The organism is Paenibacillus sp. MMO-177 (assembly GCF_037147795.1).
Lineage (GTDB): Bacteria > Bacillota > Bacilli > Paenibacillales > Paenibacillaceae > Pristimantibacillus.
Map to the genome: position 1 here is coordinate 1,069,933 of NZ_JBBCUR010000001.1, position 19,396 is coordinate 1,089,328.

23 protein-coding genes and 1 riboswitch are annotated in these 19,396 nt (G+C 52.3%); of the genes, 4 read left to right on the forward strand and 19 right to left on the reverse strand.

Annotated features, from left to right (window positions below; genetic code table 11):
* Positions 1-49: 49 nt before the first annotated feature.
* Positions 50-313, reverse strand: coding sequence for a hypothetical protein (locus WFK81_RS04730; RefSeq protein WP_336785272.1), 264 nt, complete (start codon positions 311-313; stop codon positions 50-52).
* A gap of 154 nt (positions 314-467) precedes the next feature.
* Here WFK81_RS04730 and WFK81_RS04735 point away from each other — a divergent pair, with 154 nt between their 5' ends.
* Positions 468-806 carry a winged helix-turn-helix transcriptional regulator gene (locus WFK81_RS04735; RefSeq protein WP_336785489.1) on the forward strand — a complete coding sequence of 113 codons (339 nt, stop codon included), beginning with the start codon at positions 468-470 and terminating at the stop codon, positions 804-806.
* Between the two features lie 152 nt (positions 807-958).
* Positions 959-1,672, forward strand: a complete 714-nt coding sequence (locus WFK81_RS04740) for an SDR family oxidoreductase (RefSeq protein WP_336785273.1) — start codon at positions 959-961, stop codon at positions 1,670-1,672.
* A gap of 159 nt (positions 1,673-1,831) precedes the next feature.
* On the opposite strand, the gene WFK81_RS04745 is transcribed toward WFK81_RS04740, so the two are convergent.
* The 4 genes from WFK81_RS04745 to WFK81_RS04760 form a co-directional block, all read right to left on the reverse strand.
* Positions 1,832-2,653 carry a phytoene/squalene synthase family protein gene (locus WFK81_RS04745; RefSeq protein WP_336785490.1) on the reverse strand — a complete coding sequence of 274 codons (822 nt, stop codon included), beginning with the start codon at positions 2,651-2,653 and terminating at the stop codon, positions 1,832-1,834.
* Positions 2,654-3,053: 400 nt separating this feature from the next.
* Positions 3,054-3,233 carry a hypothetical protein gene (locus WFK81_RS04750; protein ID WP_336785274.1) on the reverse strand — a complete coding sequence of 60 codons (180 nt, stop codon included), beginning with the start codon at positions 3,231-3,233 and terminating at the stop codon, positions 3,054-3,056.
* Entirely contained in the window at positions 3,217-3,705 is a 489-nt protein-coding gene (locus WFK81_RS04755) for a DNA-binding response regulator (protein ID WP_336785275.1), read from the reverse strand. Before WFK81_RS04755 ends, WFK81_RS04750 begins: the two co-directional genes overlap by 17 nt.
* Before the next feature lie 141 nt (positions 3,706-3,846).
* On the reverse strand, positions 3,847-4,596 hold the full coding sequence (locus WFK81_RS04760) for a YheC/YheD family protein (protein ID WP_336785276.1): 750 nt from the start codon (positions 4,594-4,596) through the stop codon (positions 3,847-3,849).
* A gap of 218 nt (positions 4,597-4,814) precedes the next feature.
* Here WFK81_RS04760 and WFK81_RS04765 point away from each other — a divergent pair, with 218 nt between their 5' ends.
* Positions 4,815-5,858, forward strand: coding sequence for a YheC/YheD family endospore coat-associated protein (locus WFK81_RS04765; RefSeq protein WP_336785277.1), 1,044 nt, complete (start codon positions 4,815-4,817; stop codon positions 5,856-5,858).
* A gap of 13 nt (positions 5,859-5,871) precedes the next feature.
* The gene (locus WFK81_RS04770) at positions 5,872-6,939 is read left to right on the forward strand and encodes a CapA family protein (protein WP_336785278.1); all 1,068 of its coding nucleotides are present in this window, start codon (positions 5,872-5,874) and stop codon (positions 6,937-6,939) included.
* 289 nt (positions 6,940-7,228) lie between these two features.
* On the opposite strand, the gene WFK81_RS04775 is transcribed toward WFK81_RS04770, so the two are convergent.
* The 14 genes from WFK81_RS04775 to tenA all read right to left on the reverse strand — a co-directional run bounded on the left by WFK81_RS04775 (position 7,229) and on the right by tenA (position 19,323).
* Positions 7,229-7,738 carry a C40 family peptidase gene (locus WFK81_RS04775; RefSeq protein WP_336785279.1) on the reverse strand — a complete coding sequence of 170 codons (510 nt, stop codon included), beginning with the start codon at positions 7,736-7,738 and terminating at the stop codon, positions 7,229-7,231.
* 300 nt (positions 7,739-8,038) lie between these two features.
* Positions 8,039-9,145, reverse strand: a complete 1,107-nt coding sequence (locus tag WFK81_RS04780) for an alpha/beta hydrolase (RefSeq protein ID WP_336785280.1) — start codon at positions 9,143-9,145, stop codon at positions 8,039-8,041.
* 67 nt (positions 9,146-9,212) lie between these two features.
* Complete coding sequence (locus WFK81_RS04785) at positions 9,213-10,223, reverse strand: KamA family radical SAM protein (protein ID WP_336785281.1); 1,011 nt, start codon at positions 10,221-10,223, stop codon at positions 9,213-9,215.
* 182 nt (positions 10,224-10,405) lie between these two features.
* A riboswitch (cyclic di-AMP (ydaO/yuaA leader) is annotated at positions 10,406-10,544 on the reverse strand.
* Positions 10,545-10,753: 209 nt separating this feature from the next.
* Positions 10,754-11,104, reverse strand: a complete 351-nt coding sequence (locus WFK81_RS04790) for a hypothetical protein (RefSeq protein WP_336785282.1) — start codon at positions 11,102-11,104, stop codon at positions 10,754-10,756.
* Between the two features lie 66 nt (positions 11,105-11,170).
* A complete protein-coding gene (gene thiD, locus WFK81_RS04795) occupies positions 11,171-11,998 on the reverse strand; it encodes a bifunctional hydroxymethylpyrimidine kinase/phosphomethylpyrimidine kinase (RefSeq protein ID WP_336785283.1) in 828 nt (275 codons plus the stop codon).
* Between the two features lie 23 nt (positions 11,999-12,021).
* Complete coding sequence (thiO, locus tag WFK81_RS04800) at positions 12,022-13,128, reverse strand: glycine oxidase ThiO (RefSeq protein WP_336785284.1); 1,107 nt, start codon at positions 13,126-13,128, stop codon at positions 12,022-12,024.
* A 34-nt stretch (positions 13,129-13,162) separates the two neighbouring features.
* On the reverse strand, positions 13,163-13,942 hold the full coding sequence (locus tag WFK81_RS04805) for a thiazole synthase (RefSeq protein ID WP_336785285.1): 780 nt from the start codon (positions 13,940-13,942) through the stop codon (positions 13,163-13,165).
* Between the two features lie 7 nt (positions 13,943-13,949).
* Positions 13,950-14,147: a sulfur carrier protein ThiS gene (gene thiS, locus WFK81_RS04810; protein WP_336785286.1), complete on the reverse strand. Its 198-nt coding sequence runs from the start codon at positions 14,145-14,147 to the stop codon at positions 13,950-13,952.
* 4 nt (positions 14,148-14,151) lie between these two features.
* Entirely contained in the window at positions 14,152-14,775 is a 624-nt protein-coding gene (gene thiE, locus WFK81_RS04815; RefSeq protein WP_336785287.1) for a thiamine phosphate synthase, read from the reverse strand.
* Between the two features lie 22 nt (positions 14,776-14,797).
* Positions 14,798-15,820, reverse strand: a complete 1,023-nt coding sequence (locus WFK81_RS04820) for a thiazole biosynthesis adenylyltransferase ThiF (RefSeq protein WP_336785288.1) — start codon at positions 15,818-15,820, stop codon at positions 14,798-14,800.
* Positions 15,821-15,979: 159 nt separating this feature from the next.
* Positions 15,980-17,008 carry an ABC transporter substrate-binding protein gene (locus WFK81_RS04825; protein WP_336785289.1) on the reverse strand — a complete coding sequence of 343 codons (1,029 nt, stop codon included), beginning with the start codon at positions 17,006-17,008 and terminating at the stop codon, positions 15,980-15,982.
* 52 nt (positions 17,009-17,060) lie between these two features.
* On the reverse strand, positions 17,061-17,810 hold the full coding sequence (locus tag WFK81_RS04830) for an ABC transporter permease (protein ID WP_336785290.1): 750 nt from the start codon (positions 17,808-17,810) through the stop codon (positions 17,061-17,063).
* The gene (locus WFK81_RS04835) at positions 17,810-18,634 is read right to left on the reverse strand and encodes an ABC transporter ATP-binding protein (RefSeq protein ID WP_336785291.1); all 825 of its coding nucleotides are present in this window, start codon (positions 18,632-18,634) and stop codon (positions 17,810-17,812) included. Before WFK81_RS04835 ends, WFK81_RS04830 begins: the two co-directional genes overlap by 1 nt.
* The gene (tenA, locus tag WFK81_RS04840; RefSeq protein WP_336785292.1) at positions 18,631-19,323 is read right to left on the reverse strand and encodes a thiaminase II; all 693 of its coding nucleotides are present in this window, start codon (positions 19,321-19,323) and stop codon (positions 18,631-18,633) included. The genes WFK81_RS04835 and tenA overlap by 4 nt, the downstream gene beginning before the upstream one ends.
* Positions 19,324-19,396: the final 73 nt, after the last annotated feature.

Here is a 19,396-nt window from a genome sequence, read left to right on the forward strand (position 1 = left end):
AAATAACCCCTTGGAAACCGCACCGCCTAGGCTCCAAGAGGTTAGTGCGTTATAGATTTTTCACCCAATGCGGCTTAGTGTAATGACTGACGCCGCCTGAGCCTACAAAAACTTTGCCGCCTTTATTGAAGGTAATGAGTTTTTCCGATCCTGTTGAAAGCAGTACCGTTACTTGGGCATGGTTTCTTTTCGCAATATAGACAAAGTACCCGCTTCTTGTAATGATACTCCTCCAGTTCCTATCAAATTCCGAACGTACGACCCGGTTCGAATAAACCTGATTTTCCCGGATGCCTTTCCCCTTAGCTGCCATCCTACCTCTCTCCTTTTAATGCTAGAATACTTGCCTTTCTATCGTATGCGCGTCCCGCGATTTGGCTTGGACATCTTCTCCTCCGGGGCTATCGATTATGCTACTATGGGAACAGACAGACCAAATCTTCCGAGGGAAGGATGGAGACAGCGTGATGGAACCTGTTGCATTAAATAAAGGAACACCCGGGGAGCCGTGTCCGATTGAAGCTGCGCTGGACGTAATCGGAACCAAATGGACCTTCCTCATCATTCGCGATCTGCTTATCGAAGGAACCCTGCGTTTTAGCGATCTGCTTAAAGGGATGGAGGGCATCAGCCCCAAGACGCTGTCGCTCAGGCTGAAGGAGCTTGAAGCAAAAGGGATTATCAAGCGGAAGGTATATCCGGAGGTGCCGCCTAGAGTGGAGTACACATTAACGGCGAGGGGCAAGCAGCTTGAGGGAATTTTTATCGAACTGAAACGGTTTGGCCTTACACTGGCTGAAAAATAAACTAAACCGCTAATCCTTGTTCTGACACAAAACTTACTTTCCGGTAACTCTATGAATAAAATAACACTACTTCCCAAATGGAACTATTGGCGTTATGCTGTGCTCATCGCAAGAGCATAGCGCTCTTGCATTCATATTGGGGAGGATTCAAAATGCTGCAAAATCAAAGGATCGCTATTATCGGGGGAAGCTCCGGAATTGGACTGGAAACGGCACGTCAGGCAATAGAGCAAGGTGCGGAAGTTGTTATTGCAAGCCGTTCGGAGGCTAAGCTGCAGGCAGCTGTTAATCAATTGGGTCCCGCCGCATCCGCTTATGTGCTGGACACAACAGACGAGGAGCAGGTGAAGCTCTTTTTCGAGAAGGTTGGAAATCTGGATCATCTGGTAGTCAGCGCGGCCGAAACCTCGGGCGGCTCTTTCCTTCAGACTGAATCGGCCCGTTCCCGCGAGCTGTTCGAGAATAAATTCTGGGGTCAGTACTATGCGGCCAAATATGGCGCCCCTAAGCTTGCGGATGGCGGATCCATTACGTTATTTTCGGGGGTAGTGGCCTATAAAGCGATGGCTGGTTCAGCGGCTTTGGGGGCCGTTAACGCAGCCGTCTCGAACCTGGGAGAGACGCTGGCGCTTGAGCTGGCTCCCATTCGGGTCAACGTAGTCTCTCCAGGCATTATCGATACTCCTTCGCGAAGCAAAATGCCGGAGGAAGCGCGGAAGCAGCTGTATGATACGGTGGCTGGAAAGCTACCTGCCAAGCGAGTCGGCTCTGCTTCGGACGTTGCGTTATGCGTGCTCTTTTTGATGCAAAGCTCGTTTGTTACCGGTACCGTCCAGCATGTGGACGGCGGACATAGGCTCACTTAAACGATTGGAATCGTTTGGTTAATATTTGTAACATACTCGAAATGTAATGTTCATCTTTCTTTAATGAACATTGCCTATAATAAGACTCAACCCCCCTTTTAATTATATAAATATTTAGCCCCACAGCACGGTGCTGTGGGGCACTTTCTTTGTATGGAGTTACTTGATCTTGCTGACGATCTTCAGCACGGCATCCCGCGTCAGTTTATTGCCGCCGACGGCAATCAGGTTAACGGTCGCATGCGCTAGCGACAACGGGATTTGGCAGAAGGTGCGCGCAGGACCTTTTTTCAGATCTGCGAGATATTCATCCGCCTGCTTCAGGTTGCGCCGGGTGTAACGCAGCATCTCCTTCAGACCCCAGCCATCCGGGAAGAAATCTACGCCGCGCTCCATGTCCTCCGCACGGTTGCGCATAATGTTAACCGCTTGCAGGCCGCGGCCAAATGCAACCGCTTTTACACGGTCGGTCTCCGTCCCGTCATACCAGCGCCAAATATCGGACAGCATTTCGCCCACCATTCCGGCAACGCTGTAAGTGTACTTGTCCAGATCCTCTTCCGTCCGGATATTCCACGAGGTTCCTACCCAGTCCGCCATCTGTTCAGCCATCATCGAAATATAATTGTATACGGTAGGGGCAATGCCGGCCGGGCAAAGCTGCGCCCATTCGGACATGCGCACCGTTACTTCCGGAAGCTTATCCCGGTGAGGCTGCCACACCTGATGAAGCGATTCCTCGATATTTTGAGATTTCATCGCTTGCGCCGCTCCAAGCAGCAGCTCTTTTTTGATCGGAGCCGGCAGCTTCTCGTCGTCTTCTACCTCGTCAATTGCTCTCATGCACAGGTAGGCGGACGATACGGCTTCTCTTAACTCTGGTACCAGCTTGCTAATCGGAATATAAAAGGTCCGGCTTGTCAGCTTCAGCATCGTCATTGCGTCGTTCAACATCATGTTCGTAATGGGAATTCCCTCCATACCACGGTAAAATCTCACGAAAACTTTCTTATGTATCCATCATACTTTAACGCTTCCCCAAAAGTAAAATTTTCGACTCAATTCGACCCATATGAGGCTTAAAACGAGCTGCGCCCGGTCTGTTGGGCACTTTGCAGACACGGTGAGGGCACTTTCGCAGACGCCAAGCGTCTTCCCGTGGAGCCTTTACGATGTACTGCATCGTTAAGCTCTTCTATTTCACCTGCACCGGCAGCATTAACGATGTCCCATATCGCTAAAAGTCCATTTCATCCCGTTTTACGGCTAAAATGGGCGGACTCGCGAATCTTTACGATGTGCCGTATCGTTAGGCTCCTTGTTTCCGCCGGTCGTGACCGGCTTAACGATGCCGCACATCGTTAAAAAGCGACGCCGTCTCTTATCGCTCAAGCTTCCTTTTCCCGAGACGATAGTAACGCACGCGTTCGCCTTGCGAAGCCGACATCAAATACTGCTTGTCCACCAGATCCAGCATCAGCTTTCGCGCAAACTGCGTGCTAATCCCCAATGCCTTGCTTACTTCTACCGGCGATACAGGCTTTCTATTGATAAGATACAATTCGAATAATCTCCCTTTGATGCAATGTCATATCCTTGCCGGCTTCCTGGCTGTATAATTTCCCGAGCATCTGCTGCAGCATTTGCTGGCATTGACGCGGACGCTCCTTCACATCGTCAAACGAGAAACGAAGCACGACCCAGCCGTCCAGCATCAAATGATTCTGCCGAAGTAAGCGGTCAGCGAAGCCCCGCCTGTCGATATCCCGGCAATGCGGCCCATAACCGTCAATCTCTATCGCAATCCTGTACGGATGGCGGACATAAGCGAAATCCAACAAACGCACGCCATCCTTAAAATCACTCACTTCATACTCGCCATGCAAATACTCGCTCTGTCCGATTGCCGGCACCCACACTTGCTCCATAAATATCCTCTCTGCATAGCCATGTTCCCGAAGCCGCCTTTGCCGATCACTGCTTCCCGCCTTCAACTGCACTGCTAGCCACTCCTCGTAATATGAATCGAACATCCTAACCCCCCTAAAAATAAAATAACCGCCCTCTTCCGTTTGCAACGGAAAAGAGCGGTATGCTTCACATGCTATTTATCACCCATTATATACCAATTAGGATATTCTTAATAGTCACTCTGATCATTTTTAGCTCCGCCCCTATCCTTCCCTTCTTATATTCTTAACCGAATTGGCGATCTGGGCGTACAGCTTAGGATTGGAATGATGGCGGAACAGCTGGAACTGCGGTTTCGTATTTGCCTCCAGCAGCCAGACGCGGTGCTCGGTATCGATTGCGATATCGAGGCCAAGCTCGGTAATCAGCGGAAAATGCTTCTTCATCCCTTGCGCAATCTGAAGCGCGATCTCTCCAAGCTTCTTCTCCCATGGCTCGCATTCCTGCTTCGTAAGGCCAAGCGCACGATGCAGCTGGATCGCTTTTCCCCCGCTGCTATGGTTGGTCACGAACCGGTTCGGCGCCGCCATCTTACCCATAATGCCAAAGAACTTCCAGGTTTCATCCCGCCGCAAATGCAGAAGAATACGAAAATCTATGGGATTCCCGTTAATCTTAATCAGATCGATCCCTTGCTGCATAATATACCGCTTGGTACCGATCAGCTGCTTCAACTTGATGGCTGCGAATTTTGCGGATTGGAACGAATAACGGCTGTTTTCCGTCCGAATGACGACTCGGTCATCCTTATAATAAACCTTCATGACGCCCTGTCCCTGCATGCCGAGATCCGGCTTTACGAACAGGACGGGGTAACGGTCGATCATGCCGATAAAACCCTTTGGCGTAAATTGCTCCGTATCCGGCAAGTAATCACGGAGCTCATCTTCGCCTGACAATGCTACATGCTTTAACCATTTTCGCCCCGGATATTTAATCATATAGCCTTTCATGGTGGAATCTCCTCCATTGATATACCGCAGTTACATGTCCTTCTGCATGAGGCTAGTCGCTTGCTCCATACTATTCCTTCCCCCTGCAAAAAGTACCTTCCGTACCTGCCTACTCCTTGAGGAATGGGCGTTTATCCCATGCCGGACAAATATCATTTTTCATATGATAATACACAGTTCCGACTACAGCTTAAGGCCAAAGGACAGGAGAAACAAAGATGAGCGACATCTTAGGAATCATGACCCATCGATTCGGCCATCCGGGAAGCTTCGCAAGACATGCCAAATCTGCTCTCGCCGAGAAGTTTAGCGGCATTCTCGTTTACACCCCTAAAGATGTGAATCTGACAACCAGAAAAATAACAGGCCACGTATATAACGGCGGAACTTGGAGCAGGAAGACAATGCCTTTCCCCCGGATAAACATGGATATCGGATTTTACAAAGGATCGCAAGTCGCCAGAGCATCTCTGGTCAAAAAAGCGCCCTCTTTCCCGTTTACCGGCTACGGCCTCGGCAACAAAATGCGAATCCAGAAGCATCTGGTTACTTCCCCCGTTCTGAAGCCGCATCTTCTTCCTACTGAACAGGTGAAGGACCCCAGCAGCTTTCTAGCCTTTGTAAAAAAGTACAAAAGCGTCATGCTGAAGCCGATTAACGGCTGGGGCGGCAGAGATATCGTACGCGTCACGATGGAGCAAGGACAGTACAAAGTGCAGAAAGGCGAGCAAAGGCGAATGACGGATGCTGCAGGCATCCGTTCGTTGATTAGACGCTCGCTGAGCAAGGAACGTCAAATCATGCAGCAGTGGATCGATATCCGGAACAAGCAAGGAGTTATCTATGACATTCGCGCGTTGATTCTGAAGAAAAGCGAAGGGAACTGGGAGACGACGGGGATTGCCGTGCGGGAAGCAAAACGCGGCCGGATCACGTCCAACCTGAAGAGCGGCGGCCATGCCTATGAAGCAAGCTCCTATCTAAAAAAAGAATTTGGCGAAGAGAAAGGCGAAGAGCTCGCCAAATCCATCCGCGAACTCGCGGAATATATTCCGACGTTTACGGAAAAAGCCTACAATGCCCGCCTTTGCGAGCTTGGCATTGACCTCGCCGTCGATGTTCACGGCAAGCTGTGGCTGCTTGAGATCAATATTAAGCCCGGTAAAACGATTATGCGGCAGGTATACGGAGTCAAAGCCTGGGAGCAAAGCCGGCATACGCATTTTCAATACGCCCGCAGCCTGCTTCCAATAACCAAATAAACGGAGATGAATTATGAGCACGGAAATAACGATAGCCGCAGTCGGGGATTTCCTGATGAAGACGCGTATTATAAACTCCTGCAAAGGGGAAAAAGGTTACTCCTTCGACCATCTGTTCGAGCCGATCGCCCCTTATCTGCGCAATGCCGATCTGACCATCGGCAACCTGGAAACCGTATTTGCGGGGAAAACCTCCGAGGACGCTTACAGTGTCGTAAAACGGAATCCGCGCACGAACTGGCCCATGTTCAATTGCCCGGATGCTTTTGCCGATACGTTAAAAAACCTCGGCTTCGACTTTGTCTCGACAGCCAATAATCATTGCATGGACAACGGCATTAACGGACTGAAGCGTACGCTCCGAATACTCGACGACAGAGGAATTGCCCATTCCGGTACTTACCGGACGCAGAACGATGCGCAGAATCTTGTCGTCAAGGAAATCAAAGGCATCAAAATCGGCTTCCTTGCTTATACGAACACCACAAATAGAGTCCCGGTTCCCTCAGACCATAAATGGGCGGTTGACCTGATCAATCCGACCAAGATGGTCTCCGACCTGAAGCGGATGAAGGCCAAAAACGTCGATCTGACTATCGTATGCCTGCATGTAGGCAGAGAGTACTCGAACAACCCGGTTCAGAGACAGAAGGATTTGGTGCAGTTATTATTCAAAAATGGCGCGGACATTATTCTTGGCGCCCACTCGCATACCATTCAGCCAGCCGTCTTCTACAAAAGCGGATCCGGTATCCGCAAATTTGCCATCTATTCCCTCGGCAATATTATTTCGACCCGCCTTTATTACAACGACCATACGCTAACCGGTTTAATCACTCAGCTTCATGTACGCAAGCTGGACGACGGCACGATCCGCATCAAGAAGATCGAATTTATTCCAACCTGGACACGGATCAGCAAAACGGGAGGCCGAAGCTCCTTCAAGGTCGTCCCCCTCACCGCCCATTATAAAAAGCTTGACCCTTCCAGCGCCGAAGCCGTCCGCGTAAAAAAGATGATCCAGCATGTCCGCCATCATATCGTAAAGGATCCCGACTCCGTCAACGCAGAAATCATTTAACGCGCCAAAAAAAAGGCCGTACGGATCACTCCGTACGGCCTTCCCCTGTTCTTTTAAGCAATTAAATATATTGCCTTTTAGCTGTAGTTAACCTCCAACGGAGAATTCGAATGTTCCTTGTGAAGCGTAGATTATGCTTCCGATGTAGCTTTCTTTCAGAAAGCTTTTAGCCCGCCTTTGCTCGGGGATTCCCCCAACTTTAACTTGTTCAAGGAACCCCCGAGCAACAGCGGTCGAAAGGAATATTCGAATGCGCAGTGTAAGCGTTAACTCACCTAATCAGTCAAACCTAGTTAATCACACGACGTCCCACGATGAAACGATCTTTATAATACTTCGAGTTAACATCCGAAATAATAACGTCTGCCGAAGGGCTTGCGTTATGAATCATTTTGCCGTTGCCGATGTAGATGCCGACATGGCCTACGTCTTTATGGTTTTTCGAGCCGCTGTTCCAGAAGAACAAGAGGTCGCCTTTTTTGAAGTTGCCGTAGCCTACTTTAGTGCCCACTTTTGCTTGAGCATCATCATCGCGGTTAACCAGGGTAACGCCAACGTTAGCCAATTTATATACAAGCGCCGTGTAGCCGGAGCAGTCTGTCGCGTAAGGGGCTTTTTTCTCTTGACGGTCTTGCCAGTGCACGTAGTTGACTTTACCTTTTAGATTCATTGCGGTTTGAACAACCTTGTTTCTTTTTGCATCCGCAGACATCGCCGCATCCGCAGTTGTATGCAACAGAGCTGTTACCGGCAAAGCGATAGCTACCAACAGCATAGCAATTTTAGTCATGAATTTCATTTATTACTCACTCCCTAACTTGTTGATAGGGCTATTATAAATAGGCTCGGAACCCCAATAACACCCGCAAAAATTGGCACCGAGCGGAAAATGAAAGCGTTAAAAACGCTGTAATCTAGACGTTTCTTGGGTCCTTAACACTTTCTGAGAATCGCGTGAGCCTTTAATGAGTATTTTCTTGCTTGTTGCTTGCTGTCAACTATGCTATAATCCTGATTTTTCAAATTCCCGCGCAAGATTAACGTTAAAAAGCCCGCTCTTCCATCAAGGAAGAACGGGCTTTAAAAACGATCTCTTCAATTATAGGGCTTTCAAAGCGTTTGCGATTTCGATACATAAATCCTCTGCCTGCGGCACAAAGCCCAGACGGTCGATAAAAGCATGCGTGCAGCCTTTATACCGGATCGTCTTTACCGGAACGCCGGCAGCCGCAAGCTGCCTGCTGTATACCTCCGACTGAATGCGCAGCCCGTCAAATTCCGCTCCGACGCATAACGTGCGCGGCAGTCCCGTGCTGTCTGCCAGAAGCGGACTGACATAAGGATTACGCACGTCATCTTCGCTTGAAAGATAAAGCTCCCATGCTTTTCTGCCTTCCGGATCAGCTTCGGTTGGCCGTCCAATCCCCAGCATCGAATCAATCATGGCTCTTTGTTCGTCCGCCATCTCGAATTGGGACAGCTCCCACTGATAACCGTTCACCCCGTTAAGGAAGGTGACGCACGGATAAATCAGCACTTGCTGGGCAACCATACGCGTACCCAAATCCCGGTCCTTCGTTGCTACCGCTGCCGACAGGTTGCCGCCCGCACTGTCGCCGCCTACGGCAATCCGGTTCCGGTCGATGCCGTATTCCTCGGCATGCTCGTAAATATATTGAACGGCATTAAAGCAATCGTTAAACCCGTTAGGGAATTTATGCTCGGGAGCGAGCGAATAGTCAATATTAAAGACAACGGCATCGGCCAGCTCGGCGATCAACCGGCAAGGGTTCTCAACCGCAAACACGGTACCGCCGATCCAGCCGCCGCCGTGGATATAAATAAGACAAGGTTTGCCCGGCTTGCGCATCGATTTGCGCGGGTAATACCGCCATAGGCCAACTTCATTGCCGCCAAGCTGGATTCGTTCATAACTCGTGTAAATCTCCGCCGTATTCAAATTACGGTTCGGAAATCCCATGGAATCGCGAATAAGCTGAAGCTGTTCCTCCGGCGACGGCGCCTCGGCCGGTGCTGCCTTTTGTTCCCCGATCCATTTTCTAATAAGCTGCAGCTCATAAGGATCCAGATAACCGGCTCTTGTCTCCTCCGGATTAACCTTCACAACAACCTGCGTGCCGTTCAAGTTTACTTCTTCCTGCTGAGCCTGCAGGGCGTTCACAATTTCCTGGCTGTATACTCTCATTGACGGAAGCCTCCCGGGATGTGAAATACGATCCCTTCTTACTTCTCCTTTTGCTTACGAACATCCTTTATTTATTCTTGGCAGGCTGACCGGACGGCAGATAGACCATATGATCGTCATGCTCCGACAGATCCTCCAGCCACGATGCTTCAGGAGGACAATCCAACATGATAAAACGGCCTTTCCCCTCTTCTTGGTAGTGATGATATTTCACGTAGGCCTTGCCGCCTTCTATATCCAACAATTCAACCTTGCCATAATCATGGGCCATCAAAAGCCTGATCCGCTTTCCAAGCTCCGCGGTTAGTTCTTTTGCTTGCTGAACGATGGAGAACTGCGTTTGCAGGGATAGACTATACTCGGGATAAGAAGGATTAGGGCGGTTAATGATAAAGGAATAGGGCGAAACCCCAGCCTGGGACAGCTGATCAATCAGCTTGCCTAACAGAAGAGGGTCATTATTAACGCCCTTGACAATAGGGGTTTGATTGAGAACGACAACTCCCGCCTGGTGAAGGGCATTAAAAGCTTTCTTTGCTTCGGCCGTTAGTTCTCTCGGATGGTTAATCGTAGTCATCAAATAGATCCGCTTCTGAGGACTTGAGAACCGACTTAACATCTCTAATAGTTCATGATCCTCATAAATCCGCATTGGATTATGAACCGGCATTCTGGAATCCAGCCTAATCGTGCCGATATGCTCGATATCCCGCAGCTGCTCGATAATTCTAGTCAGCTTGGCGATACCCAACGTCAGACTATCTCCCGTCAGCACAACCTTATGGATCTCATTATGTTCTGCGATGTAAGCAATTCCTTCTGCTGCCTGGGACACTGGGAGAAGAACCATCGATTGATAAATGTGCTTACATCCGGCAGCTTCCCAAGTGAACTCCTGGATCCCGTGAGGGGCTTCCCCCGCCGCCGCAATCAGATGCTTGCGGATCGGATCCTTCGGATCATCCCAGTCAATCAGGTTTAAGTAATAATCATTGACGCGAAAATGCTTCTTAAGCCGTTCTCTTTCCGCCTCCGACAGACCTGCCGATCTACCGTTATCGGCCATTGGTTGTACCATTTCGCATCCCTCCAAAAGGTTATTAAAAGCATCACCTATGCCGGGAAGTCCATCCCACCTCCACGAAAAATGAAAAAAAAGACCCCAGCAGCACAGAGCATGAACATGGTCTGTGTGCATTGTGGGCCTTTAAAACAGAAAAAGACCCAGCAAGGGTCTATCGTTTGCAATGTTATTCGCAAAAGACCCATCTCAAAGCTGACGAGGTTAGCTGACGGACTCGGGATAGATGGTTCCCTACAGCCAAAAACCGGCTGATTCGCCCCAAAAGATTGGTTTCCCCGCTTCTCGGCATTGCCGAGAACTAAGCTTATTATAATTATCGCACAATTCTTAATATTGTCAACATTTCATCAGCAAAAAATCCCCGCCCAATTTTCCGACAAGGTTGGACGGGGATCCACAATAGAAAGGTCTCCACAATAGAATTTACCTGTTTTCGAAACACTGGAAACTTAAATTCTATTTGGCGATAAATCCTACATTTAAACGCGGTCGCTCATCATCGAAATGCTTCGATAGAGGATTTCTCACTTCTTATCCACTTGAAGAAGAAATAAGTGCTTAACCGAAAATGTATCCTTGATGGTATCTTCGGATATAACATTCAGCTTGATCAAACCGGCGATTTTGGAGGTATCGGGCTTCGAAAGCAGCCGCCATACGTCGGGATCGGGAAGAGCAGCATACAGCTTGCTCTCATCAAATTCCTTGCGCTCCTGGGAAACAATCTTCACCTTGTAGCTGCCTACCTCCAGTTCGGAGAGGTCCAGCTCGGCGCAATGCTGTATAATTTCACCGCGCAGCTCGGATAATTCCTGCTCGATTTCCTTCTGCTTTTGCTTGAGCTGATAATACCGCTTGACTTTGTTATCCTCCAACTTATTCACGCTCCTCTTAATCATATGTATGACCGGGAGCGCGGAATTAGACTGGATCTTGTCCCGCTAACTGATGACTAGTCCTCTCTTGCGGTATGCCCAATGATTCGTTGGGCCATGTCCGCCGCCGATGATAATGCCGTCTTCAATGGCGGCTTGAATATAGGCCTTTGCCTGGCGCACGGCTTCCTCGATATCAAGCCCTTGAGCCAGACCGGCGGTTAGCGCAGCCGAATAGGTGCAGCCGGTGCCATGCGTGCGCTCGGTGACGATCCGTTTGCCGGAAAGCTCGCTATAGCCGCTGCCGTCGAAGAGCAAATCGACCGCTTCGGCTCCGGCCTCATGCCCGCCTTTGATCAGGACATAACGGGCGCCGAGGCTGGACAGCTTTTTCGCCGCTTCAAGCTTGTCGGCCTTGCCCCGGATGGCCATCCCGGTCAGATGCTCCGCCTCCGGGATGTTCGGCGTAATAATCATCGTGAGCGGCAGCAGCTTGCGGGTTAAAGCCCGAACGGCTTCTACCTGCAGGAGCGAAGCGCCGCCTTTTGCAATCATAACCGGGTCTACAACAACCTTCGTCCAGCCAAAGAAAGCAATTGCCTCGGCCACTTCCTCAATAATCTCCGCACTGAACAGCATCCCGGTCTTTAAAGCGTCAACGCCGATATCGCTGCCGACGGAGTGAATCTGCGCCTTTACCGCTTCCTTTGCGAGCGGAAAGACGCCCTGCACGCCAAGCGTATTTTGCGCGGTAATCGCCGTCAGGGCGGACATCCCGTAGACGCCAAGCTCCTGGAACGTTTTCAAATCCGCCTGAATGCCGGCTCCGCCGCCGCTGTCCGAGCCGGCAATCGTCAAAGCCCGCGCGACATTACCGTTTATGTATTCCGCCATCTCTATGTCACCCCGTTTATCGTTTAGTAGGAAAACCGTTCCGGCGCAAACGCCGGCAGCCTGCTGCCGGTATCGATATAATCGGCGACAACCTGTGCCGTTACCGGGCTAAGAAGAATGCCGTTGCGGTAATGGCCCGCCGCCATAATGACGCGGCCGCCCGATTCCCGCAGCGGTCCGAGCAAAGGGAAACCGTCCTGCGTGGATGGGCGGAGGCCTGCCCAGCGGTGAAACGGCTCCTGCCCGGCGAGAAACGGAAACGCCTGCTTGTTCCATTTGCGCAGCCGCTCGATTCCCCGTTCCGTAACGGTTGTATCAAAGCCCGCCACATCCTCGGAAGCTCCGCATACGAGCGTACCGTTTTCTTTTGCAACCAAATAGCCCTGATTGCAGAACACCATATGCCGCACCGGCTTCACTTCCGCTTCATAGGCGCAGATCTGACCGCGGATTGGGTATACCGGAATCCGGATGCCCAATACATCCTCAAGCTCCTGTGCCCAGGCGCCGGAGCAGACGACCAGCCGGTCGCCGGTAAAGCTCCAGCCCTCCTGCGCAGTAATGATCAGCTCATCGCGCCATTCTTCAACGGTTACTTTGCCGAGCTGCTCGAAGATCCGAACGCCGGTCTGGCGGCAAGCCTGCTCAAGTGCCAACACATAGTCCGGTGCATAAACATGGCTTTCCTCCGGCGTGTATAGCGCGGCCTTCACCTCGCGGGACAGCATCGGCTCCTGACGGAACAATGCATCCCCTTCCAGCACAATGCCGCTGGAGCCATGCTCGTTTTGCCAGAGGCGTCGTCCCTCCAGCGCCAGACGGTCCGCTTCATGATAGGCAATATAAAGACTGCCCGAATCCGTATATTCGAACGTCCGCCCGGACACCTGCCGGACTTCATCTCGCCAGGACGGATACAGCCGAAGGCTTTCCCGGCACAAGCGGAAGAAATCATCAGGCCCTTCCACATTTTCCGAGTAGGGGGCGAGCATCCCGGCCGCGGCCCCGGAGGCCTGCCCGCCGCAGCGGCCAATCTCCAGGACAATAGCCTGATGTCCTCGCTTTTGGAGCTCGAAGGCGCAGGAGAGACCAACTACGCCTCCGCCCATAATGACAATCGTTTCTCCCATGGTTAGACCAGCTTTCTATCAAGTTATCGGCCCGTTATTTCACAATAAACTGCTCGTGACCGCTGCTTGCCGATGCGTAACGCTTCTTCGATATCCGTCCGGACAAATAAGACAGACGACCCGCTTCAATTGCCAGCCTCATCGCCCGCGCCATGCCGACCGGATCCTTTGCTTTGGCAACCGGCGTATTCATCAGCACGCCCGACACGCCAAGCTCCATTGCCTGCGCCACGTCGCTGACCGAACCAAGGCCCGCATCCACGATAATCGGCACGTTCGCTTCCTCCACGATTAGGCCGATATTATACGGATTCAATATGCCAAGCCCGGTACCGATAGGCGCTGCACCCGGCATAACGGCAGCCGCTCCGGCTTCCTCCAGCCTTTTGCACAGGATCGGATCATCGGAGGTGTAAGGAAGGACCGTAAAGCCTTCCTTGACGAGAATTTCCGTTGCCTTCAGCGTCTCCAGCGGATCGGGCAGCAGCGTGCGCTCATTAGCGCTAATCTCGACCTTGATCCAATCGCTGAGCCCCGAAGCTCTTGCCAACCGGGCAATGCGGACCGCTTCTTCGGCCGTGCTTGCGCCGGACGTATTCGGCAGGAAACGGAAGCCCTCCCCTTCCACATGCTGCAGAATCGAATCATCCTCGGTTGAAGCGAGATTAATCCGGCGAATCGCAAAGGTCAGCACCTCCGCCCCCGACTCCCGGATCGCTTCCTTCTGCACGTAAGGGCTTGGGAATAATCCCGTCCCGATAAAAAACCGCGAGGTGAGCTCATGTCCCCCGATATGCCATACATCCTTTTTCATTCTACGCTCAGCCTCCCCCGACAAAATGAACCAGCTCTATCTTCATCCGCGGCCTTACTTGCGTATCCGGCCACTGTTCCTTCGCGACTATCTCGCCTTCCGCTTCCACGACGACCGGTCGCCTTTCCAAACCAAAATAGAGGATTACATCCTCGATCGTACGGGCTTCCAGCTCTTTAACCTCGCCATTTACGATGAGCTGCATGTGATTAACGCACTCCTTCCAGCTTGCGGAGGAAGGCTTGGCAGGTGCCCGCGACATCGGAGCTTCCGACAATCTCGCTTACCGCGCAAATTCTTGTTGCTCCCGCCGCAAGCACTTCATCCACGTTGCTAAGCTTAATTCCGCCAATCGCGACAAAAGGAATGCGGACCTGCTCCGCTACCTGCCGAACATAAGCCACCGTTACCGGATCAACGACGTCCACCTTTGTCTTTGTCGGGAATACCGGCCCAACGCCGATATAGTCGGCGCCTTGCTCTTCGGCAAGCAAAGCTTCCTCAATCGCATGCGTGGAAATGCCGATGATTTTATCTCCGACGCGTTGTCTTGCTTCCGTGAGCGAGACGTCGTTTTGCCCGAGATGGACACCGTCGGCGTCTACCTCCAGCGCAATGTCGATATAGTCGTTGACGATAAACGTCACGCCATATTTCCGAGTCAGCTCACGCAGCGCCTTCGCCTTGCGCAGCACCTCCGCGGGGCTGCCGTCCTTATCCCGCAGCTGAATAATATCCACGCCGCCTTTGATTGCTTCCTCCATCACTTCCAGCATGTCTCGGCCGGGATGGAATTGCTCTCCCGTGATCGCATACAGACGAAAATTCTTCATCCTGTTCTCATCTCCCCTATGATCAATATCCGATATATCTCGCGTACAGCGTCTTGGCGCGGACTATATCCTCCGTTCCCTGCACAAGCACCCTGCCGTCCGGGAACAGCACCAGCCGTTCTCCTTCCGGCAGCTCGGCTTTAAGCAAATAAGCGTTAAGCTCCACCTTCACCGCAGCCGGTTCGAGCCGTTTGCGCCATTGCCCCAGATCGAGCGGTCCATGTCCGCTGATCTGAACCGTGCTGCGGCCGCATAAGGATACCGTGGAATCCGTCTCCGTCACCTGCAATGCCGGATATTCCTTCAGCTGGCAGCAAGAGCAGTCTTTCTTCGCTTCTCCGAGCTTCATTTCATAGTAATAGTTGCTCCACAAATCGAAGGTAACCAGACTATTCCGTCTGGCCTGATCCGCTGCAACCAAATATTTAAGCGCTTCTACCGCCTGATAGGAAGCGACAATATCCACAACGGGCGCGATAACGCCAATCGTATCGCAGGTTTGGCCGCCGCTGTCCCCAGGCGTGAGGAAGCAGCGCAGGCAAGGCGTCTTGCCCGGGACCAGTATCGCGCTCATGCCGCGCGAGCTGACCGCACCGCCATACGTAAACGGGATACCTTTGCGGAAGCAGGCATCGCTCAGCAGAAACCGGGTCTGGAAGTTATCGGTTCCGTCCAGCACGAGGTCCATGCCGTCCAGAAGCTCATCAATGTTGTGAACGGTCACATCCGCCACAACAGCCTCGATCCGCACATCCGAATTGATCCGGCGGAGCTTGCGCTCCGCGGCAATTGCCTTCGGATAACCCTCGTTAACATCGTCCTCGTCATACAGCATTTGGCGCTGCAGATTGCTTTTCTCCACATAATCCCGGTCCACGATGCGAACACGTCCGACACCGGCGCGAACCATATGATTCGCCAGCACGGTGCCAAGCGCGCCCATCCCGATCACGCATACCGAGCTTTCGCTCAGCTTTCGCTGACCTTGCTCGCCGATGGGCGCAAACAGCATTTGCCTTGAATATCTCTCCAGTCTCTCATCCATCTGCCAACCCTCCTAAAAAGAATTGTCACACTAATGGGCTCTTTAAAGCCATTGTGGCAATTCTTACTTCGTAAGCATTCACTTAAAGAATTGTCACACTAATGGGCTCTTTAAAGCCATTGCGGCGATTCTTACTTCGTAAGCGTCAAACCCTATAATCTACAAGTTGCGGAAAACATCCGCCGCCTTCACCGGCTTCTTGATCTGACCATGCTCCGTCAGCCAATTAATAATGTTAGTCCAGGAATCCTCGGTTTGGCTGGCAAAAGGCTGATCCCCCGCATCCATCAACGGCAGCAAAATTTGCAGGCTTTGCTTCTCGATATCCGCATCCAACGGGAAGTCGGTGCTTTGCTTATCCAGCAGCAGCTTCAGCGCTTCATCCGGATGGCTCGCGGTATATTCCTGGCCTTTCGCCGCGGCGGCGAGGAACCGTTTGATGGCATCGCCTTTGCTGTCCAGCTCTTTCTCATTTGCCGTCAGCACCAGCTCGTAATAATCCGGAACGCCGTAATCCGCCGGGTTAAACGAGATCAGCTTCTCGCCTTCCTTCTCGAGCAGCAGCTTCTCGTGATTGATATAACCGCCGATAATGCCATCGACGCGGCTTGTTGTCATCGCCGGAATCAGATCCCAGCCGATATCGACATAATTTAATTTCGACGGGTCGCCCCCATCCGCCTTCACCATCGTATTAACCATGGCTTCATCAAGCGGCAGGGAAGGATAGCCGATTTTTTTGCCTTCCAGATCCTTAGGGGTTTTAATCCCCGTCCCTTCGGATACAAAAAGCTGATTCAGCGGATGGCGGACAATCGCCCCGACCGATACGACCGGAATATCCTCCGAGCGGGCAACGGCTACCTGAGTCTGATAGCTGAGCGCCAGATCGGCTTTGCCCGTAGCGACCAGCTTCAGCGCGTCGTTCGTATCGGCAGGCGTCTGGAGCTTGACCTTAAGCCCTTCTTCTTCAAAATACCCTTGTTCCTCCGCCGCATACAAAAACGTATGTACCGCATTGGGATACCAGTCCAGCAGCACCGTTAGCTCATCCGTCTTTTTCCCGGCGTTGCCGGAACTGCTGCCGTTCTTCTCCTTTTCCGAAGAGCACGCTGTCAGCAGCAAGGTAAATACAAGGCCTACTGCCAATCCTGATTTGATGAATCGATTACGATAAGTTCCTGGCATGATAAGATATCTCTCCTTAAGAATAATGGCTGTTCAGCGATGCTCACACGATCTAACTCCGCCGGTGCCCAAGCACCAGTCTCTCTATCATTTGCGCGGCAACAAACAAAGCAATTCCCATAAGCGACAAGAGCAGCACGCCGGCGAACACATCGTCGCCGCGAAGCATATTCGCCGCCCGCTTCGTATAGACGCCAAGCCCGGATTCTCCGCCCAGCCACTCCCCAAGCGTGGCACCGCCGACGCTGATGGCTGCAGCCATTTTAAGTCCGGTGAAGAAGGACGGCAGCGCGGAAGGAATCTTCCATTTCAGAAATAGCTGCGCTCTGCCCGCTCCCATGGAACGGAGCAGCTCCCCGATCTCGCGGTCCGCCGTGCGGAAGCCGTCCGCCGTATTTACCGCAACCGGGAAGAAAGTAAACAGAATAACGACCGAAATTTTGCTTCCGATCTCGTATCCAAACCACATGACCATAATCGGCGACAACGCGATAATCGGAATAGTCTGCGAAGCTACGATCAACGGATAAATCGTCTTGCGCGCAAGGCTGGAGCTGTCGATCCAAATGGCTGACAACACGCCAAACAAGACCGAGAAAGCTAGACCAAGCAGCGCTTCCCATAGCGTCAGAGCAAAATGTTTGCCCAGCAACGCTGCGTGATTTAGAAGCGCGGCAAAAACATCCGACAGCCGGGGAATGATATAAGCCGGAACATCAAATACGCGAGTACCGAGCTCCCAGATCGCCGCCAGCAGCACGATAAACAGAAGGATTGGAAGCTTATCCTTAAGCAGCTTCATCAGCCCGCGCCTCCTTCCGCGTCGGAAGGGATTCGGCCAAGCTGCCCAAGAAGCCTTCGCTTCAAATAGGCAAAACGCTCGTCAAGCGTTGTCTCATAGGTTCGGGGACGCGGTAAGTCGACTACAAGCGGCTCAAGCTGCGTAATTGGTCTCGAAGCCGCAACAAGCACCTGATCCGAGAGCAGCAGCGCCTCGTCGATATCATGCGTAATGAACAGAATCGTTTTCCGGTGCTTCTCCCACACCTGCAGCAGCCATTGCTGCATGCTTACCCGAGTCATCGCGTCGAGTGCGCTGAACGGCTCGTCGAGGAGCATCAGCTCCCCGCCGGCAAGCAAGGAGCGGAGGAACGATACCCGCTGCCGCATGCCGCCCGACAGCTCATGCGGATATTTCGTTTCCGTGCCGGCAAGCCCAAGCTCAGGCAGCATCTCAAGCACTCTACGCCTTGCCTCGCGCTTAGATACGCCGGCAAGCTCGAGGCCGATAGCGGCGTTATCCTGCACCGTCCGCCAAGGCATCAGGCAGTCGCGCTGCGGCATATAGCCGATGGCGCTGCGCTGACCGGGAACGGCGCCAGCCGCCGTGATCGTGCCGGATTCGGGCTGGAGCAGACCGGCGAGCAGGCGGAACAGGGTTGTTTTGCCCATGCCGCTTGCGGCTACGATACTGACGAATTGCCCCTTTGGCACTTCCAGATTTAGCCCGTCGAATAGCGGCTCCTCGCCTTCAAACCGGTATGTCAGGCCTTGAACAGTCAAGCCCGCCGAACCCGGCAAGACGTCTTCCCGAGCCCGCTCTATCGTAACCAGCTGCCTGTTCACACCGGCCACTCTTCCTCTCGGTAGGCCATATCCCAGAACATGTATTCAAGCCTCGACGCCATGATGAAATGCTGCTCGAGCCTCGCCAGCTCCGGCTCCGGCAAAGCTTCCGCCAGCTCATCCATGATGCCGATACACCAGTTGGTCAGCTCGCCAAACTCTTCGGAGCTGTACATCAGAATCCAGTCCCGGTAGAGCGGATGATCAAGCGCCCCGGGCGCTTCGGCGAACAGGACGCCGATCTCCCGGTAGCTCCACATGCAAGGCAGTACGGCCGCCGCAACCTCGGCGAGGGAGCCATGCGCGGCAACGTCAAGCAAATATTTGGTGTAAGCGATTGTGGTAGGCGATGGTTTCGTACTCTCCAGCTCTTCCCCTGTTACGCCGAATCGCTCGGCGTATTGCCGGTGCAGCCCCATTTCCACGTTCAGAATGGAATGACACAGCTCGGAGAACTTCCCCATCGTATGGAGGTCGTTAGCCTTAATGCTGCCGTAAGCGAACATTTTGGCATAATCGATTAAGTAGACGTAGTCTTGTTTGAGGTAAAAAATAAACTTCATTGGATCAAGCGTCCCTGCCTTGAGCTCCTCGAGGAAAGGATGACGGTGACTCTGTTCCCAGATCTCCTTCGAGCTCTCGTACAATCTCCCGGTGAATTTACCGGTTTTTATCGTTTCCGTTTGCATTGCTTTCTGCCACTCCTTTGCTTTAGTAACCTTAGGTAACTAACGAGGGGGCGCTGGAACAACAGAAAAAGCC

Coding starts and splice junctions, on each gene's coding strand:
- WFK81_RS04730 (WP_336785272.1), bottom strand. CDS start 313: ATGGCAGCTAAGGGGAAAGGCATCCGGGAAAATCAGGTTTATTCGAAC.
- WFK81_RS04735 (WP_336785489.1), top strand. CDS start 468: ATGGAACCTGTTGCATTAAATAAAGGAACACCCGGGGAGCCGTGTCCG.
- WFK81_RS04740 (WP_336785273.1), top strand. CDS start 959: ATGCTGCAAAATCAAAGGATCGCTATTATCGGGGGAAGCTCCGGAATT.
- WFK81_RS04745 (WP_336785490.1), bottom strand. CDS start 2,653: ATGGAGGGAATTCCCATTACGAACATGATGTTGAACGACGCAATGACG.
- WFK81_RS04755 (WP_336785275.1), bottom strand. CDS start 3,705: ATGTTCGATTCATATTACGAGGAGTGGCTAGCAGTGCAGTTGAAGGCG.
- WFK81_RS04760 (WP_336785276.1), bottom strand. CDS start 4,596: ATGAAAGGCTATATGATTAAATATCCGGGGCGAAAATGGTTAAAGCAT.
- WFK81_RS04765 (WP_336785277.1), top strand. CDS start 4,815: ATGAGCGACATCTTAGGAATCATGACCCATCGATTCGGCCATCCGGGA.
- WFK81_RS04770 (WP_336785278.1), top strand. CDS start 5,872: ATGAGCACGGAAATAACGATAGCCGCAGTCGGGGATTTCCTGATGAAG.
- WFK81_RS04775 (WP_336785279.1), bottom strand. CDS start 7,738: ATGAAATTCATGACTAAAATTGCTATGCTGTTGGTAGCTATCGCTTTG.
- WFK81_RS04780 (WP_336785280.1), bottom strand. CDS start 9,145: ATGAGAGTATACAGCCAGGAAATTGTGAACGCCCTGCAGGCTCAGCAG.
- WFK81_RS04785 (WP_336785281.1), bottom strand. CDS start 10,223: ATGGTACAACCAATGGCCGATAACGGTAGATCGGCAGGTCTGTCGGAG.
- thiD (WP_336785283.1), bottom strand. CDS start 11,998: ATGGCGGAATACATAAACGGTAATGTCGCGCGGGCTTTGACGATTGCC.
- thiO (WP_336785284.1), bottom strand. CDS start 13,128: ATGGGAGAAACGATTGTCATTATGGGCGGAGGCGTAGTTGGTCTCTCC.
- WFK81_RS04805 (WP_336785285.1), bottom strand. CDS start 13,942: ATGAAAAAGGATGTATGGCATATCGGGGGACATGAGCTCACCTCGCGG.
- thiS (WP_336785286.1), bottom strand. CDS start 14,147: ATGCAGCTCATCGTAAATGGCGAGGTTAAAGAGCTGGAAGCCCGTACG.
- thiE (WP_336785287.1), bottom strand. CDS start 14,775: ATGAAGAATTTTCGTCTGTATGCGATCACGGGAGAGCAATTCCATCCC.
- WFK81_RS04820 (WP_336785288.1), bottom strand. CDS start 15,820: ATGGATGAGAGACTGGAGAGATATTCAAGGCAAATGCTGTTTGCGCCC.
- WFK81_RS04825 (WP_336785289.1), bottom strand. CDS start 17,008: ATGCCAGGAACTTATCGTAATCGATTCATCAAATCAGGATTGGCAGTA.
- WFK81_RS04830 (WP_336785290.1), bottom strand. CDS start 17,810: ATGAAGCTGCTTAAGGATAAGCTTCCAATCCTTCTGTTTATCGTGCTG.
- tenA (WP_336785292.1), bottom strand. CDS start 19,323: ATGCAAACGGAAACGATAAAAACCGGTAAATTCACCGGGAGATTGTAC.